We start from the raw sequence: 16,035 nt of genomic DNA, 5'->3' as shown, positions 1-16,035 counted from the left end.
TAGAAGTCATCTTAAAAGGGTGTAAAGAATTAGAATCCAACCTTCTCAACGCTATTTGACCGCGAATTTGAGCCAGAAAGTTCTCACCAGACTAATAGCCTCAGCATATCCTGTGGAGAAAACACTGAATACGCTGAACGGATGAAAACGGTTGAGCCCCCAGTAGCCGATACTCACGCCGATCAAGGTTGGAACAATGCCAGCCACCGCTACGCCATATACATTTCCGGTCAGGTAAATCCCCAGAAAAGATGCCGAAACACTTCCAACCAGCATCAACAATACCTTTATAAAATTGATTTTGGGTTGATGGATTACATCCAGTGTCAGTGCAAAAAAGCGGTCGAGTGGATAGAGGAGAGCGAATGTCATGAATAGCCTCATAATGTTGGCCGCTTCCGAATTAACATATTTGCTCCCACCGATAATGCCGATGGCGACATCGGCAAGCAGTACCGCGCCCACGCAGGCGGGGAGCAGCGCAACGGTAATGAGGCCTGTATAGCGTTTCATGGTATTGATCACCTTTTCACGATTTCCCTCATTAAAAGCCGCCGAAAGTTCAGGCATTCCGGTGGCGGCAAAGCTGCGCAATGGAATTTCGATAATTTCCATCAGCCTCTGGCCCAGATTGAAAACAGCCAGCGCCTCGGGTCCCAGCATGAAATTGATGATCATGGTATTGGAAGTGCCAAAAAGATTGGAACTGAGCGTAGTACCGACACTATACTTACCGAAATGGAATATTTCACGGATACATTCCCAGCTCCTGTTTTTGAAATCGCCCAACCTTGCCCAACCCATCACAATGGTAAAAAGGCTCGTCATCGCTGCGCCGCCCAGGTAAGCGTAAATAATGTTTTGCAGGTTGGCCGTTTTGGTTACTGCCATGATAATGACAAACAATATGAAAACGCCCTGACTTAAAAACCGGATGCATAACAGCTGATCAAACCGCTGCTCGGCTTGTACTACGCAGGAAGCAATAAAATACGGAAGCGAGGCAACGTAAATCACTCCAAACCATTCCAGAAAAAGAATGAGGGAGGGGTTTTCGAAATAAGAGGAAAACAGAAACGCAGGAATGTTGATCAGCAGCAGAATACTTGTAATGGAACCTCCTATAAACCAGGCCGAACCTACCACTTCCGCCTTTCTGCCATCACTGGCACCGGCATAAAATTTAATGAAGGCTGTGGTCAGAAAGCCGGAGCGAAAAGTATCGACCAGCAGCAGTATGGAAAGAAAAAACACCCACATCCCAATGCTCGCTACTGGCAAGGCACGGTAGAGGATAATCATGTTGAGCATGCCCAAAACGGACATGATACCATTTCCGGCGAGCGAAAGAAAATGTTTGTTTCTTAACTTTTGTAAAAGTTGAAATGCCATTTATTTACAGAGTCAGAAAGTGAGCCGGGGTTTAACGAGGATACGCAAATATGTAATTTTTTAATTACATATTATCTTTGGTACGAATTATTTCCACAGATTATTTAACTAATTTGCTCAAATATAGGACAGCCAAAACAATAGAACTAATATTACAATTTTCATACAAACCGGGATTAAAGTTTTAACTTTCCCCTCAGGCCGGACACGTAATAGCAGGATCACATTTATTTTCAAAGCTTATTGAAACCACTTTATTATCAGGATATGAGTTTATTTGGTTTGCCGAAATGGATTTCACCGCACTTATTTACAAACAAGCGCTTTCAGGATCTCACAGGTAAAGAAATTGATCATCTTAAAACCAATATCAGCCGTTTAAGGGACGATAATCCGGACATATCCGTGGTGATTCCTGCCTGGAATGAGGAAAATAATATCTACCGCACGCTGTCTTCCCTGTCAGCCAGCAGAAGCAAATACAAGGTTGAAATTATTGTGATCAACAACAATTCGACCGATGGTACCCAGCACGTGCTCGATACGCTGGGTGTCCGCAATTACCTGCAAACGGTTCAGGGAACACCCTTTGCGCGACAAATGGGCCTTGAACTTGCCCGTGGAAAGTACCATCTCTGTGCTGATTCCGACACATTTTATCCGCCCGACTGGATCGATCTGATGGTAGCGCCAATGGTCAACGACTCCGGTATCAGCGGTGTGTATGGCAATTACGCCTTCATTCCGCCTGATAATCAGGGGCGGCTGGGGCTTTGGCTTTATGAAAAATTTGCCGGCATTATGATCCGGATCCGTAAGAAAAACCGGGAGTATCTCAATGTTTACGGATTCAATATGGGGTTTGTCACCGAGATCGGTCGCAGCACCGGAGGCTTCAAAGTAAGCGGCTCCCGGGTGTATGCCAATATTGTAGGGAGCGATTTCCAAAATGAGGCAGAAGACGGCCGGATGGCGCTGAACCTGAAAAAGGCCGGAAACCTGAAAATGGTAACCGATTCGAAGGCTACTGTATTTACATCTCCCCGCAGGTTGCTCGACGACGGGAGCATTACCAATGCTTTTTTCAACAGGGCCAAAAGGCAATTGAAAGGAATGCGTGATTACCTCTCTATGTTTTGATTTTATGCACATTTTCCAGGACACGACACTGCTGATTACCCACTATAACCGAAGTGAATCTTTGGAGCGGCTTTTGACCAGTTTTGAAGATCTGAACTGTCGCTTTGGGGACATTGTGGTTTCTGACGACGGCAGCAAGCCCGAGCACCTTACCAAAGTCAAATCTCTGGGAAACAGGTTCAACTTTACGCTGGTTACTACTCCCGTTAATAAAGGTTTGGGAAATAATATTAACAAAGGTCAGGATGCAGTCAAGACGCCGTACACTTTATATGTACAAGAAGATTTTCAGCCATCCGATATTTTTCCTGAGCATTTCGGAGACGCGATCGGGTTTATGCGCGCTGATTCCAAATGGGACATTGTCAGGTTTTACGCCTACTTCGCCTACCCTACTTTGAAACCATTTAAAAAAGGATTTTCGGAAATGGTATATTCGTTCTGGGATTTGAACCACCTGAAATTTTACTATTACAGCGACCATCCTCATTTAAGGCGCAGCAGTTTTTTAGAGAAATTCGGACGCTACCCCGAGGGCATAAAGGGTGATTTGACCGAATACACCATGGCGGTGCATTTTTTACAGAAGAAAGGTAAAGGTTTGTTTTTCAACGACTTTACAAAAATATTTTATCAAAAAAATTCGTCTGATGAGCCTAGTACCATGGTCAGGGCTGATTGGAAACTCAGTGAAAACCCGTTGATCAAGCTTGCCAGGCTTGCCTACCTGCGATACCGGTGGTTGAAGAATACCCTCGACCTTGTGTTCATGAAATAACCCGGAATGGGCTGACCTAAACTATGAAAAAAGAATACTTCTTTAAGGATGTGACCCTGCTGGTCACCCATTATAACAGGAGTCAATCCCTGGAACAACTTTTAAAATCTTTCATACAGCTCGACTGCCAGTTTGAAGATATCGTGGTTTCCGATGACGGCAGCAAGCCCGAGCACATCGATTATCTCCAGTTGCTGCAAAAACAGTTTGATTTCAGACTGATCACTACGCCCAAAAATAAGGGACTTGGCAACAACATTAACAAAGGCCAGGATGCCGTTCAAACTTCGCTCACCTTATATGTGCAGGAAGATTTTACGCCTGCTGCGATTTTCCCTCAGCGCTTTCAGCATGCGCTGAACCTGATCAATGCCAGACAGGAGATTGATATAGTCCGATTTTACGCTTATTTTGAATATCCCTACCTGAAAAATCCCGACGAAGGCTTCTATGATATGGCATTCAAACTATGGAAACCTGGCTACCGAAAGTTTTACATGTACAGCGATCATCCTCACTTGCGCCGTAGTGATTTTTTCCAAAAGTTTGGCAGATATATCGAGGGCCAGAAAGGTGATTTCACCGAGTACAGCATGATGATGTCATTTCTCAAAAACAATGGTAAGGCCCTTTTTTATAAGGATTTCCAAAATCTGTTTACGCAAAAAAACTCCGAGTCCGAGCCCAGTACGATGAAAAGAGAAAACTGGCGGGAAAGCAATAATTTTTTTCTTTCACAGCTGAGGCATCTTTACCGGCATTTAAAATTTAACTTTGATTACCTGACTTGAAATAAAGCTTTCAAGATCTTGCCGTTAATCAGCTCCCACGAGAGTCCAATAATTCCAGTCTATGCCGACCAGTTTGACAAAAGATTCATTCAGATGGTACTATGCGAGCATATACCTTGGCCTTGCCTTGATTTTTGGATCTCAATATTTTACATACAAAAACGTCACAGACCTTTCCCTCAACAATGAAAGGCTCAACAGGACCATTGGCGTGTTGAATCAGACAGCCAATTTCGGATTGCTTACCAAAGACTTTCAGTCGAATATGCGGGGCTATCTGATCACCCAGGACCGGGCCCTGCTGACTGATAACTACAATAAAAAGATTCAGCTGATCGGAATTACGGACACTCTTTTTAATCTGGTACAAACTGACGAGGTTCAGCGTAAAAACGTGCAGGACTTGCTGTCTATATCCAGCAGGATCGTGTTGTATTCTCAGGGGGTCATCACCATTTACAGGACTGATGGGCCGGAAAAGGCTTTCAGCAAAATTCAGGAAGGGGAAGGAATCCAGCTCAATAACATTCTGACCAAAAAGATCAATGAAATCGAAGATTACGAAAATCATAACCTGAACCAACGCAGAATGCTGGTAGCACGTACCCAGAAAAACTCGGTTCTCTTCATCATTGTCACGGGCATTGTCGGGTTTCTTCTTACCGTGCTGTCCATCATTTTCTTGAATCTCGATAAACGAAAGCAGGTATTGCTGCAAAAGGAGATCAATGAAAAGGAACGGCTGTTGAGCCAATACCTGGAAGCGATCCCGGATGGCGTTATGGTAATCAACAAACAGAGCGAAATTGTATTTTTAAATCAGTCCGGTAGAGATATACTGGGGCTCAAATCAGGCAAGTCGATCACATTAGCCGACCAGCTGAACCAGATTAAACTACTCGACCCAAACCGCTACCACGTACGCTTTACCGCTGAGACGCTTCCGGTAGCGAGGGGATTGCAGGGCGAAAAGCTGATCGCGAATAAAATAGATCTGGTTCTAAACGATAAAATTTATCATTTAGAAACCAATGTGCAACCTGTGATCGGGCTGGAAGGCGAAATTACGAGTGCCATCACCGTTTTCAGAGATATTACCGAGCGGGCTAACTATGAGGCTACTTTGGAAAAGGCCAGGGTGCTTGCCGAAAAATCCGTCAGGGTTAAAGACATTTTTTTATCGAATGTAAGTCACGAGATCCGCACACCATTGAATGCGATCATTGGGTTCACCAACCTGCTGATCGGCGAGGTGACCGACCCTAAAACCATTGAATACGTAGGGTACATTCAATATGCAGGAAGAAACCTGCTTGAACTGATCAATGATATCCTTGACTTCTCCAAGATAGAAGCCGGGCAGGTTCACCTAGAAAAAACCACGATTTCGATCAAAGAGGTAGTTGAGTCTGTATCCGCAATTATCAACCAGAAAGCGGTTGAGAAAGGCATTACCTACGAGTCTGTTCTTGCGGAAGGTATCCCCGAGTACGTCGAAGCTGACAAGCTGCGCCTTACCCAGATCTTGCTGAATGTGTCCGGTAATGCCGTCAAATTCACTGAAAAAGGAAGCGTCAGGCTGACGGTAAATCCGATCAGCGAAATCGTGAATGGCAAACAAACGATCCGGATTGAAGTAACTGATACCGGAATTGGAATTGCAAAGGATAAGATCAATGATGTGTTCAACCGCTTTGTGCAGGCCACTGAAAGCACGACCAGGGTTTTTGGTGGTACAGGTCTTGGCCTTAGCATCGTAAAGTCGCTGGTACACCTGTTTGACGGAACATTGAAGTTACAAAGTGAAGTAGGCCAAGGGTCCGTATTTACAATGGACTTTCCATTCAAGGTCATGAAACATGCGGCTCCGCAGGAGGAAATGGAGCTGAGTATGGACGCCGGTGCGGCGATCAGCAAGCTGCGTGTGCTGGCAGCCGAGGATAACACATTGAATCAAAAACTTTTGAAAGCCATTTTTGAAAGGCTGAAAATTCCTTTGAGTATTGTCAATAATGGTCAGGAAGCATTGGATAAGCTCAATTCAGAAGAATTTGACATTGTATTAATGGACATTCAGATGCCAGTCATGGACGGCTATACTGCCATTAAAGAGATCCGCAGATCTATATCCAAGACCATCCCGATCATCACGATGACTGCTCATGCAATGGTCGGGGAAAAAGAGGAATGTCTTAGCATTGGCGCCAATAGTTACATTTCGAAACCCTTCAAGGAAAGTGAATTGCTTTACACCATAGCGCATTTAGGAAATAAGGATAACTTTGAATCACAACCACCACCCAAAAAAGAGCTCAACACGCAACCTCAAAACAACATGCCCGACAATATTTTGAATCTGGAATATCTTTCTGAAATCACAGGCGGTGATCAGGAACTTCGCGATGAACTGATCGCAATGTTTGAGAAGGACAGCCAGATCCAGTTATCCTCTATCGCTGATGCGTCTGCTTCGGGAGATACGGACAAATTACGCCAGTCCATTCATAAATTCAGATCTTCGCTATTCTCGGTAGGAATGCTGGATACGGCCAATCAATACAAAGAACTGGAAGCAACTCTAAAGCTGGGAAACTGGAATGCAGAACTAAGCCAGAAACTCGTCCTGCTAAAAGCAGAATCCGAGAGGGGCTTGGTACAGTTAAAATTGTTATAGCATTCGAATATCCTCAGGATACGGAGCCCGCCCGGCTAATGGCCTTGTAAATTTCACCTACACTGTTTTCCCAGGTATGAGAGCTTGCAAATGTCCGCCGGGCTACCTTTCCGGATTCTGAATTTTCAGAAAGTGCCAACTCAATAAGGGCAATGTAATCCTCCTTGGTCTGTCCCAGGTAAACGTGTTCGGCAAAAACACTCATCGCATCGGTTTTGGTTGCTACTACCGGCTTACCAACTGCCAGGTACTCGTCAATCTTCCTTGGATAATTGCCTATCGTTACTTCATTGAGCAGCTGCGGATTGAGGCATACATCAAAAGAATTGATATAAGCAGGCAGATCCTTGATGTCCCTTGAGCCGGTAAAGATCACATTGGGCAAAGCATGCAAGCCACTTGCCCGAAACTCATTGTCTTCCGGTCCCACCAGTACCAGGTTCCAGTCCGGGCGCGTTTTTGCTATATGTTCGAGCAGGTCCATATTCAATCGGATGCTCTGCAATGCGCCTACATAACCAATGCGAGGGTGAGAGATTGCACGCATATCTTCGGGCTCATCTTGACTGGCAGCTTCCATGAATATTTCCAGATCGCAGCCTTGCCCCACATAGTATGACTGCGGATTATATTTGCGGCAATAGTCTGCGAGGTAGGTTGAATTAGCGACACACAGGTCACTTTTAGCGATCAGCGCAGGCTCGATAATGGCTCCGTGCTTTTTCCAATAGTCCACGGCCAGCATAAAGTCCCTGGAATAGTAAATGGATAATTTTGGACTCAGCATTTCTTTCAGGTGAAAGCTGCGGAACATATCATTGTCATTGAAATGGATATAATCCCGGAAACTCAGTTTCGCCGCCGCCCGGGCAATGCTGCCGGCAAAAGTCCGGTTATTTCTTTTATTGAGAAAAGTAAAGATTGCCTGGGAGGAAATCCAGTTGATCGACTCAATTAATTCGTCCGGATACAACACCCAGAGATTTTCCTGCACCTGTTCAAGGCCGTCCCGCTTTTTCCGAATGACATCCCGGCGTTTGATTACCTTTGGATCATCGCCATTTTTAAACTGAGTAATTCGGTCAAGGGCAGAATTGACATACAATACACGATGCTGTTTGCTAAATTCTAATGCAATATTTTTGCAATTACTACCAATTTCCACATCCCAAGCCTGTTGTCCGGTAATAACAATGTCCATAAAAATTTACCGATAAGTGAAAAATGATTTCTGCATCTATTCTGTGAAATGCCCCCAGGGCTCACAATCAGGTGTGATTGAGTATTTTTTTATCAAGTTGATCCAGTAACCCGGAGGAACTCAGCACATCGAATTTTCTGGCAAAAATAGCCCCGGAGTTTAGCAGTTTAGTCAGATCAGTTTCTGTCAATATTTCAGGACTAGCCTTCCCTTCCAGCCATCGGATGTACCTCAGATTGTCATTGACCATTTTGGCCCGAAAATCAGAGTTGTATAAAATGGTTTGAAAAACCAGTTCATCAGGCGCCCAGGTATGTTTGAAAAAATTGACAAACCTTGGATGCGAATCCAGATATTGCAATATAAATCTGACAGCATCCATGGTTAAGCTCATCCATTGCGAGCGTCCCACCGGTACCAGATGATCCGGTACTTGTCTCGCAGGCAGAAGTTTGTTCATCCATTTCTGCACCATGTACTTGCCGGGAAATGCGTAGTTGGTCAAATGATACTCGGTTAATCTGGGAATGGCTTCCTTCCAATCTTCCATCACCAACTCATACTGCATGAAGTTATCAGGCTGATGCTCCTGAAAAAACCGATGGATTTCATCAGGATACTTCAACGGATAATCCGACCCGCTTAACAAATTCACATAATCAATGCTCAGATCAGACGCTGCTATGGCACGGAATCCATTGATCGTTGCCTGCACAATGCTGTAAGCCCCCCAGCCGACTTTTACGCGTTCATTTAGCAAAAACACCCGTTCCCTTGCCGCCAGAAAACGAAATGGATCCAGGGATGCTTTGGCGTCAATGTGCAAAAAAAAGTACGCATCCGGATGTTCGAGCGCACGGATAAGGCGTGCCAGTTGCCCGGGTTCAGAATGAGCCAGAATGAGATGAGCAATTTTCATAAACTGATCTGTTGCTTAGCGTTTTCCAGCTAAATTTTTGTGAAGGATATCTATATTCAGATGACTTAAAGATGGCATAATTTAATATTTTTGTACAAATAATTTTACTTAGTTCCCTCAATTTAAAATGACGAAATCACCGGTAAGGATTCATTCGCTTGATTATTTGCGTGGCCTTGCTGCGCTTGGAATCATGGTTTATCACATGCACCTGCTCAATTTTGGTGAAACCGATTCATCCTCTCCACTGGCCGTTATCAAGATCTACGCAGTGACGATTTTCTTCATTCTGAGCGGATTAACTTTATATAAGGTCTACTATCGCAGCCTTACCATCGACTCAATCAAAGTCTTTTTTATCAAAAGAGCATTTCGGATCATTCCACTTTTATGGTTGGCGACCTTGCTTACATTCCTACTCTCCAACGAGAGTTATACATTGAAAAAGATCATGGTCAATATGCTGGTTTTGCCTGGCATTCTCAAACCCGAAACCTTTATTGCAAACGGCGCCTGGTCCATAGGAAATGAACTGGGCTTTTATCTCTTTTTTCCACTCATCATTCTGCTCATCCAGCGGAATGTCAACTACCTCATCGCCTTCTTCCTGATCTCACTGATACCGTTCTTATACTTCACTTATTTTGTACTCGATCCCAACGTTACGCTCGGAATGCAGTGGAGTCGCTATGTAAGTCCATTCAATCAATTCACCTTTTTTCTGGTGGGAATGGGCTTGGGTGCATTGAGAAATCCTCCTGCTATACTGGTGCGTGCAGCCCCTCTTCTTTTTCTTGTAACACTGGCACTGCTGTTCACCTACCCCGTACATGGTGAGCCTATTCAACTCACATCCGGCAATAACAGGATCGTCCTGTCCATACTTACCACATTGCTTTGCTACTTTATTTATATTGCTGACTTCTCGTTCCTACCGGCTGCTGCGCAATGGTTTTTCTCGACATTAGGAGAGATCAGCTATTCTGTTTACCTCATTCACCCCATTGTATTCATTTTGATCCGGATGGCCTTGGGTGAAACTGCGGTCTCGCAACCTTACATTCTGATCGTAAGCACCATAGTCGCCTCACTCATTCTCAGTTATTTTGTATATCAATATTTTGAAAAGTATTTCATGAATCTCGCCAAACTTTTCACCTTCACCAAGAAGTCGGCGGTCACAGTGAAATAGCAGCCTGTTTGAGGCGTTTCTCCTCCTGCTTGTCGTCAATCACTTTGGTGACATTGATAATCGCTACTACGAGATAAAAGTAGATGTTGGAAGGAAATTGCACCAGTGCTTCCTGAGGGTAATTTCCTATATTATAAGCAAATACAATCAACAGCATGGCCATGCAATAGGTTTTCAATTCCTTATCCCGAATAGTATAGTAATTGTTGATGCCCTCCCTCAGAATAAAAAACATCAACAGACAAAATATGGCCAGGCCAATCCAGCCAAGTTCAACAGCGATGCGGACATATCCGCTATCAGGCGGAAATTTGGCCAGGTAAGAATTGGGCGCAAAACGCTGACCCCATGCTCCCGTAGCGCCCAATCCTCCGCCCATAGGATGGGACAAAATGTAAGGCTGAATGCGTTTTTGATTGTTTTTCCTGGCCTGAAAGGAAATGTCCTCATTGGGTTTGAAGGCCGTCTGAAAACGTACGATATTCGAATTGCTGGTCGGCATTAAAATCAGGAAAAGAATACCGACGCCAGCAATGGCAGTACCGATAACCACCTGCCTGTTGAACCGAAGTATAACAAACAAAACCATTGCCGCAGGAAGCAGTACATACGCTCCCCTGGTGCCCGAAAAAAGCATTGCGGTAAATAAGAGGACGACCAGAATGGCCAGTACCGCCTTTTTCCAGGTTTGCTTTACATAGGTCAACATGGCGATACACAAGATACTGCTTACTACCATGTTATAAGAAAAGGCAACAGGATCGGAGAAGATCGAAAACTTCCTCCAGTGCCCGGCAATGAATAGCAATTCTTTGATGTTAGGATCAGAATAAAGCCACTCCTCTTCCGCAGCTGAAAACCCGATAAATTCTTGCTTGAATGCGTATAGAGCTGCGAAAACAGACAGTGCAATCCACATTTTAAGTAGAAACCGGATCTGCTTCACTGTCTTAATCTGGTACATAAACACAAAGTACGTCAACATGACGATGGCTACCGCCCGGATCGTATACACCCATGCCAGGCGGGATTCGGTAACAGGGTTGGCTACTTCTACCAGGTTATAGAAAATCCAGATCAGGATCATTGTACTGATTGGCCCATGGAAAACCTTCCAGTTGGGGTTTCGTTTCTGGTGAATAAAAAATCCCAGAATAAGTAATCCCTGAATGCCATCCATGACCGTTCCCATCGGGAAATCGATACCAAACCGCATAATATAAAAAAGCAGATAGGCTAGTACCAACAGCACTACCATCCCAAATTGCGGAAAAACGACTACGGAATAAATAACCGGCGGCACGATCATCAGCACCAGGATGAGCGCCCCAGCCAACGTTCCCTTGTATGCAATGAGCGCACCCAACCCCACCGACATTAAAAGCAGAATGATCAGCCCGGTCGTGTTGGTAAGCTTATCCACCCAAAAAAGTTTTCTAAGCCGGTACTTCAAAGAAGTATGGCCCTCATTAGGTTTGGCAATAAAGAGCTGTAAATCCTTCTCCACTAAAAAAATAGAATTTTAAAGAAAAAAATAAATGCGCTGATCACCGCAAGAAGCAATGCTACCTGACGGGTCTTCTTTTGCAATGGTGTCAAATGATCAAAGGAAATTTTCTTTTTCTTCTCGGTCTTTTCCGGGTATATTTTCATAATTGCAGAAGGCTATAACTGTTTATGGTCCGTTTGTCCACTTCGTGTTGCCACTGAAATCTGATTGGCCTTCCGCGCATTAAGTAGTGCCAGAAGTTGAAAAGCAATAAATTTTGGAATGTTGACGAGCGAATGATAAATCCGAGGGTCTGTGTGCGATCTGCTTAATGAGATGTAAAAGCCTGTCACAAAAATACAGAGCCCTATAAACCAAGTGATTGCCACCGATAAAGAGATAAATATATTGATCAGCATAAAAAATACCGACAGGATCAGGAAAATGAAAAGCGGAGGTCTCAGCAGTACCAGTCCAAAAATCATCTGGTTCCAGTTCAAGCCTGCTACTCCCCCGAAAAAGATCTTGAAGCCCAGTGCAAAGTACTTGAACCAGGTATTGATCCAGCGTGCCCGCTGCTTAACCAGCTGATCGGATCCGGTCGTCTTTTCATCATATACAACCGCTTTTTCAGCAAATGCAATGCGGTACTTCCTGCTGACGATTCCCTCCTGAAGAACTTTGTCGAATCCTGCGCCGGTAACATCCAGATGCCCGAGACATTCCTGATACAGCGCGGTACTGAACGCCATACCCGAACCAGCCAAAGTGGCGGACGAGCCAGCGCCGAAAAGGATCTTACCGTCATAAAAATGATAATAGATATCCCGTGCAGCATCCAGGCAAGCGTAGGTACTATCCAGGTTCTTGGCTTCACGCACGCCTTGTACCGCCTGAAAACCCTGTGTAAAATAAGTGTTCAGTTCGTGGAGGTATTGTGGATCCGTTAAGTTGTCGCTATCGATAATGGTCAGGTGAGAATGCAGTCTGATGAAATTTTTGATGGCATGGAAATGAGACCGGGTGTTACTGCCCAGAACCTGCTCAGGCCTGAGCAAAAGCACTTTATCCGACGGGAAATGCAGACCGCTGATGTCACATTTATCCGCTACTACATAAATATGATAGCGTTCGTAGTTCAATTCCAGCAAAGAAGCTACCACGGCCGGTAATTGCTGCGTGTATTCGTACGCCGTTACAATAATGCCAAAGTCCGGTAAATCTGCCGCGGGGTGGCCTGGTATGCGCTTTTCGCCGCCTCTCAAACTGTAAATCAGCAACAGTAACACTGGAAATACCAGGTTAAACCAGATCAAGAACTGAATGAGCAGCCACACTGCCTCGACTATTTTCATGCTTCCAACGGTTTACCGATTTTACCTGCCTGTTCAGGAATGTCCTCCGTATTGGTCAGTACCCATCCAGAGAATTTATCTTCCAGATTATTGAGATACTGTATTTTGGATTGATCTTCTCCCGAAATGGATTGTCCTGCTGCAAATACCGCCACTACCCTATCCGAGAATGTGATCCATTCTTTTGCTTTGTTCATGGCAGTCAATGAATCCGTTTCGATCAGGACGATATCGAATTGTGATTTCAGCACCTGTAAACGGTTGGCGATACCCTTCTCATCAGCAAGTTCCAGGAGCGAAATATCGCCTCCGTTGTTACCAAGGATACGGATCTGGCCGGGACTGGCTTCAATAACCGCATCGCTCTTGATAAACCTTTCGATGAGGCTACTGTCAGGGTTCAGTTTCGAAATATCCGGTTGCCCGAAATTACCGTCAATGATCAGCACTGTTTTGTTAATCTTAGAAAATGCCCAGGCCAATGCCACTACGAACGAGGTTTTTCCTACTCCATACGACAAGCTGGTTATCGCGATCAGTTTCGGATCATTCAGCTCATTATCAATTTCATAGCGAATAGACCGCACCAAATCTTTGTACAACCTGATGGATTTATCATCGGACGAATTCATACCGGAGAGGCTTAGGCTCGAACCTTTGTCCAGTGCATTCAGATAACCCAGTACAGGCCGCTCGGTTGCGTTGGCAAGCTGCAATGGATAGCGGATGGATTTGTCCAGATAGAATAAGATGAAGAATACAAATACGCAGAAGGCTAAACTGATTACCCCCGAGAGTATCACCAACACCATTTTCTTTGATGCCTGTACCTCCCCTGGCATGGCGCGTTCGATCAAACGCAGGTACACCGGGAAGCTGAATTCAAGACTTGCTTCGTTGTATCGTTGCAATGATTCAATGTATTCTTTGCTGGCAATGTCAATGGATGTTTCGTATTCCTGGATCTTGGCCTCATTAGGGACCAGTCCATCGAATTTGCGGTTCAACCGATTTAATTCCCCTTGAATGGAGGAGACACTATTTTTGGCCAATTCCAGTGAAATTTCCATGGTCAGCTTCTGGGTAACCAGGTCTTGTTTGAGCGCCATCGGGTTGTAAGCATACTTATCAGAAGCCTCGTCAATCTCGCCGGTAAGCTGGTTGCGCAAGGAATCCAAACTAAATTTCAAGCGGGGATCAAAATTATTCGTCACGTAACGCTCGTTCAGCGCTCTTAGATTTGCTTTTGTAGCAATGATCTTTTGATTGATCCCGATAAGCGTACTTTCGAAATATTTTCGTTCAGCAGGATCAAACTTATTGTCAATGTTGCGGATTGCGGCCCCCAGTGCTATGATATCTTTTTGAGCGACTTCTCTTCTGGTCTCGTAATCAGCCATTTGCCCATAAATACTCTTTGCCTGCTCATTCAGGTTCAAGACGCGGTTTTGAATTTTGAAATTTCGCAATGTGTTCATCCGCGTATTGAGAGCCGCCTGCTTTTGCAACATAAAGTTTTGCAAGAAATCAATAGTCCTTTTGTTGTTACCAACTACCCTGGACGAGTTATCGGAGATCAACTCCTGGCTCAGGACATTGATCACATAGGCAGCCAGCCCGGGACTTTCTGCTTCAAACTCTATGTCGATGTAATCACTTGCTCCGGTCCTGTAAATAATCAGCTTATCCCGCAATGTACTAGCACCATAATTCATGTCCACGATGATCTTATTGAGGTTATTCTCATAAGGTTTCCAAAGAGAAAGCTCTTCGCGGGTCTTATATTTCTGGGTAATGAGTGCGATTGCCTTGGCTTTATCGGCTTTGCTCATATTTTCCAGCGCTCTCACAGGTTCGCGCCACGTTGAATCCTTTAAGCCTTTCAAATCATTCAGTATCAGCCGGTAAGAAACCTGATCTAGGGTCCTTTTCAGGCGCAGCACCTGAATAAGGCTCTCGAACTTGCGGGCTATCTGCTGCTCCTGTTCATCTTTGGCCTTCGTGATCACCTGGTCGGTTTTGTCTACCAGCCCTGTTGCAATACGGGCACGTGACACGAATGTGTCGGGCAATCGTCTGACCAGAAAGTATGTGATGATAACAGTGATCAGCGGAACCAATATCAATGTGACTTTATTCCGCTGAAGCAACCTCAGAAATTGTAAAAATTCGCTCATTTTATGTCTTCTAATTTTTGTCCCAACAATTCTTCCAAACTGCTTTTGGCAATCAATACATCACTTTCAGCATTCAACAGGTTTTGCGAGTGATCGGTCTGCATAACCAGCATCTGGCTATACTTTTCAATCGACTCCTGCCCCATTTCAAATCGATGTTTGATATTGGAAACCATGCTTTCGATATCAAGCACGGCGGTGGACCTCACCCGAAAAACTGCTCTTTTCTGGATATAGGTGAAATAGCGCTTTTTGACCTCTGCTTCCATGTTCAGATCGAAGGATTCTTTGTCGTACTGTGCAATGGCAAGCTCACCCTTTGCCTGCCTGATCATCGTAGGCTTTTGAAGAATGGCCCCGATATTGACGAAAAAACCCAGCTGATATCCGCTGAGCACTGTCGGTGATATGGTAGCCGTGTTGTTGTTAGGGCTATAGAGGTAGGAAAAATTAAAAATATCAAAATAGGAAAGCTTGGCCTTTTTGATACCGTATTCCGTGACTGCCACCCTGGCCTCGTACATTTTGATCTTGGGGTAGTTGGTTTTGCAAACCGCAATCAGTTTGTCGAGATACTCGTAGGAAATATCCTTGCTGAGCGATTCCTGTGCTTTGGCGGTGTGTATTATGAAAAACAGGGGAACCAGAAAAACGGCGTATCTCATCGGCATCAATTTGAAAAATATGTTATTAAAATTATTTTTTGCTTGATTTTGTAGCAATAAAAAATACATTTGGATAAAATTATTACTACATCATTTTTTTCACAATCCTTTCAGAAATGCCTTTCTCTGATCAAATCCGGAACAATCCCCGTTTAAAAAAGTTTTTTCACTGGCTCCTGATACCAACCAATCAGGCCCGTCCAAGGCTATGGGTGAGGATATTTTTAAACCGGTTTTATCATCAAAAAGGTAAAGCTGTAGT

At 44.4% G+C, this 16,035-nt stretch carries 13 protein-coding genes; 5 read left to right on the top strand and 8 right to left on the bottom strand.

The genetic code is table 11. The features are described from left to right. Window positions 1-51 precede the first annotated feature (51 nt). Window positions 52-1,392 carry a lipopolysaccharide biosynthesis protein gene (locus tag ABIO93_RS30170; protein WP_348073753.1) on the bottom strand — a complete coding sequence of 447 codons (1,341 nt, stop codon included), beginning with the start codon at window positions 1,390-1,392 and terminating at the stop codon, window positions 52-54. A gap of 243 nt (window positions 1,393-1,635) precedes the next feature. On the opposite strand from ABIO93_RS30170, the gene ABIO93_RS30165 reads away from it, so the two are divergent. The 4 genes from ABIO93_RS30165 (at window position 1,636) to ABIO93_RS30150 (ending at window position 6,775) form a co-directional block, all read left to right on the top strand. Beyond that, on the top strand, window positions 1,636-2,532 hold the full coding sequence (locus ABIO93_RS30165) for a glycosyltransferase (RefSeq protein WP_348073752.1): 897 nt from the start codon (window positions 1,636-1,638) through the stop codon (window positions 2,530-2,532). A gap of 4 nt (window positions 2,533-2,536) precedes the next feature. Continuing rightward, complete coding sequence (locus ABIO93_RS30160) at window positions 2,537-3,310, top strand: glycosyltransferase (protein ID WP_348073751.1); 774 nt, start codon at window positions 2,537-2,539, stop codon at window positions 3,308-3,310. A gap of 23 nt (window positions 3,311-3,333) precedes the next feature. Beyond that, window positions 3,334-4,101 carry a glycosyltransferase gene (locus tag ABIO93_RS30155; protein ID WP_348073750.1) on the top strand — a complete coding sequence of 256 codons (768 nt, stop codon included), beginning with the start codon at window positions 3,334-3,336 and terminating at the stop codon, window positions 4,099-4,101. 61 nt (window positions 4,102-4,162) lie between these two features. After that, window positions 4,163-6,775 carry a response regulator gene (locus ABIO93_RS30150; RefSeq protein ID WP_348073749.1) on the top strand — a complete coding sequence of 871 codons (2,613 nt, stop codon included), beginning with the start codon at window positions 4,163-4,165 and terminating at the stop codon, window positions 6,773-6,775. Window positions 6,776-6,788: 13 nt separating this feature from the next. On the opposite strand, the gene ABIO93_RS30145 is transcribed toward ABIO93_RS30150, so the two are convergent. Further along, a complete protein-coding gene (locus ABIO93_RS30145) occupies window positions 6,789-7,976 on the bottom strand; it encodes a glycosyltransferase (RefSeq protein WP_348073748.1) in 1,188 nt (395 codons plus the stop codon). Window positions 7,977-8,043: 67 nt separating this feature from the next. Then, window positions 8,044-8,895 (bottom strand): beta-1,6-N-acetylglucosaminyltransferase, encoded by an 852-nt coding sequence (locus ABIO93_RS30140; RefSeq protein WP_348073747.1) that lies wholly within the window; start codon window positions 8,893-8,895, stop codon window positions 8,044-8,046. A gap of 127 nt (window positions 8,896-9,022) precedes the next feature. Between ABIO93_RS30140 and ABIO93_RS30135 the strand changes: the two genes are divergently transcribed. Beyond that, complete coding sequence (locus ABIO93_RS30135; RefSeq protein ID WP_348073746.1) at window positions 9,023-10,087, top strand: acyltransferase; 1,065 nt, start codon at window positions 9,023-9,025, stop codon at window positions 10,085-10,087. Here the strand turns inward: ABIO93_RS30135 and ABIO93_RS30130 are convergent. Genes ABIO93_RS30130 through ABIO93_RS30110 form a run of 5 tightly spaced genes read right to left on the bottom strand, consistent with a single transcriptional unit; the run spans window position 10,074 to window position 15,773 of the window. Further along, a complete protein-coding gene (locus tag ABIO93_RS30130; RefSeq protein ID WP_348073745.1) occupies window positions 10,074-11,594 on the bottom strand; it encodes an O-antigen ligase family protein in 1,521 nt (506 codons plus the stop codon). The genes ABIO93_RS30135 and ABIO93_RS30130 overlap by 14 nt on opposite strands. Further along, window positions 11,594-11,740, bottom strand: coding sequence for a hypothetical protein (locus tag ABIO93_RS30125; protein WP_348073744.1), 147 nt, complete (start codon window positions 11,738-11,740; stop codon window positions 11,594-11,596). Before ABIO93_RS30125 ends, ABIO93_RS30130 begins: the two co-directional genes overlap by 1 nt. Window positions 11,741-11,752: 12 nt before the next feature. Beyond that, complete coding sequence (locus tag ABIO93_RS30120; RefSeq protein WP_348073743.1) at window positions 11,753-12,931, bottom strand: glycosyltransferase; 1,179 nt, start codon at window positions 12,929-12,931, stop codon at window positions 11,753-11,755. Next, a complete protein-coding gene (locus ABIO93_RS30115; RefSeq protein WP_348073742.1) occupies window positions 12,928-15,108 on the bottom strand; it encodes a lipopolysaccharide biosynthesis protein in 2,181 nt (726 codons plus the stop codon). The genes ABIO93_RS30120 and ABIO93_RS30115 overlap by 4 nt, the downstream gene beginning before the upstream one ends. Next, the gene (locus ABIO93_RS30110; RefSeq protein ID WP_348073741.1) at window positions 15,105-15,773 is read right to left on the bottom strand and encodes a TolC family protein; all 669 of its coding nucleotides are present in this window, start codon (window positions 15,771-15,773) and stop codon (window positions 15,105-15,107) included. Before ABIO93_RS30110 ends, ABIO93_RS30115 begins: the two co-directional genes overlap by 4 nt. Window positions 15,774-16,035: the final 262 nt, after the last annotated feature.

This window comes from Dyadobacter sp. (assembly GCF_039919315.1).
GTDB lineage: Bacteria > Bacteroidota > Bacteroidia > Cytophagales > Spirosomataceae > Dyadobacter.
Note: the sequence above shows the minus strand (reverse complement) of the source record. Positions and strands in the feature narration are given on the sequence as shown.

Bases quoted from the DNA above. Each gene is read 5' to 3' on its own strand.
- ABIO93_RS30145 (WP_348073748.1), bottom strand. From the start codon at position 7,976: ATGGACATTGTTATTACCGGACAACAGGCTTGGGATGTGGAAATTGGT.
- ABIO93_RS30155 (WP_348073750.1), top strand. From the start codon at position 3,334: ATGAAAAAAGAATACTTCTTTAAGGATGTGACCCTGCTGGTCACCCAT.
- ABIO93_RS30140 (WP_348073747.1), bottom strand. From the start codon at position 8,895: ATGAAAATTGCTCATCTCATTCTGGCTCATTCTGAACCCGGGCAACTG.
- ABIO93_RS30115 (WP_348073742.1), bottom strand. From the start codon at position 15,108: ATGAGCGAATTTTTACAATTTCTGAGGTTGCTTCAGCGGAATAAAGTC.
- ABIO93_RS30110 (WP_348073741.1), bottom strand. From the start codon at position 15,773: ATGAGATACGCCGTTTTTCTGGTTCCCCTGTTTTTCATAATACACACC.
- ABIO93_RS30160 (WP_348073751.1), top strand. From the start codon at position 2,537: ATGCACATTTTCCAGGACACGACACTGCTGATTACCCACTATAACCGA.
- ABIO93_RS30120 (WP_348073743.1), bottom strand. From the start codon at position 12,931: ATGAAAATAGTCGAGGCAGTGTGGCTGCTCATTCAGTTCTTGATCTGG.
- ABIO93_RS30125 (WP_348073744.1), bottom strand. From the start codon at position 11,740: ATGAAAATATACCCGGAAAAGACCGAGAAGAAAAAGAAAATTTCCTTT.
- ABIO93_RS30135 (WP_348073746.1), top strand. From the start codon at position 9,023: ATGACGAAATCACCGGTAAGGATTCATTCGCTTGATTATTTGCGTGGC.
- ABIO93_RS30150 (WP_348073749.1), top strand. From the start codon at position 4,163: ATGCCGACCAGTTTGACAAAAGATTCATTCAGATGGTACTATGCGAGC.
- ABIO93_RS30170 (WP_348073753.1), bottom strand. From the start codon at position 1,392: ATGGCATTTCAACTTTTACAAAAGTTAAGAAACAAACATTTTCTTTCG.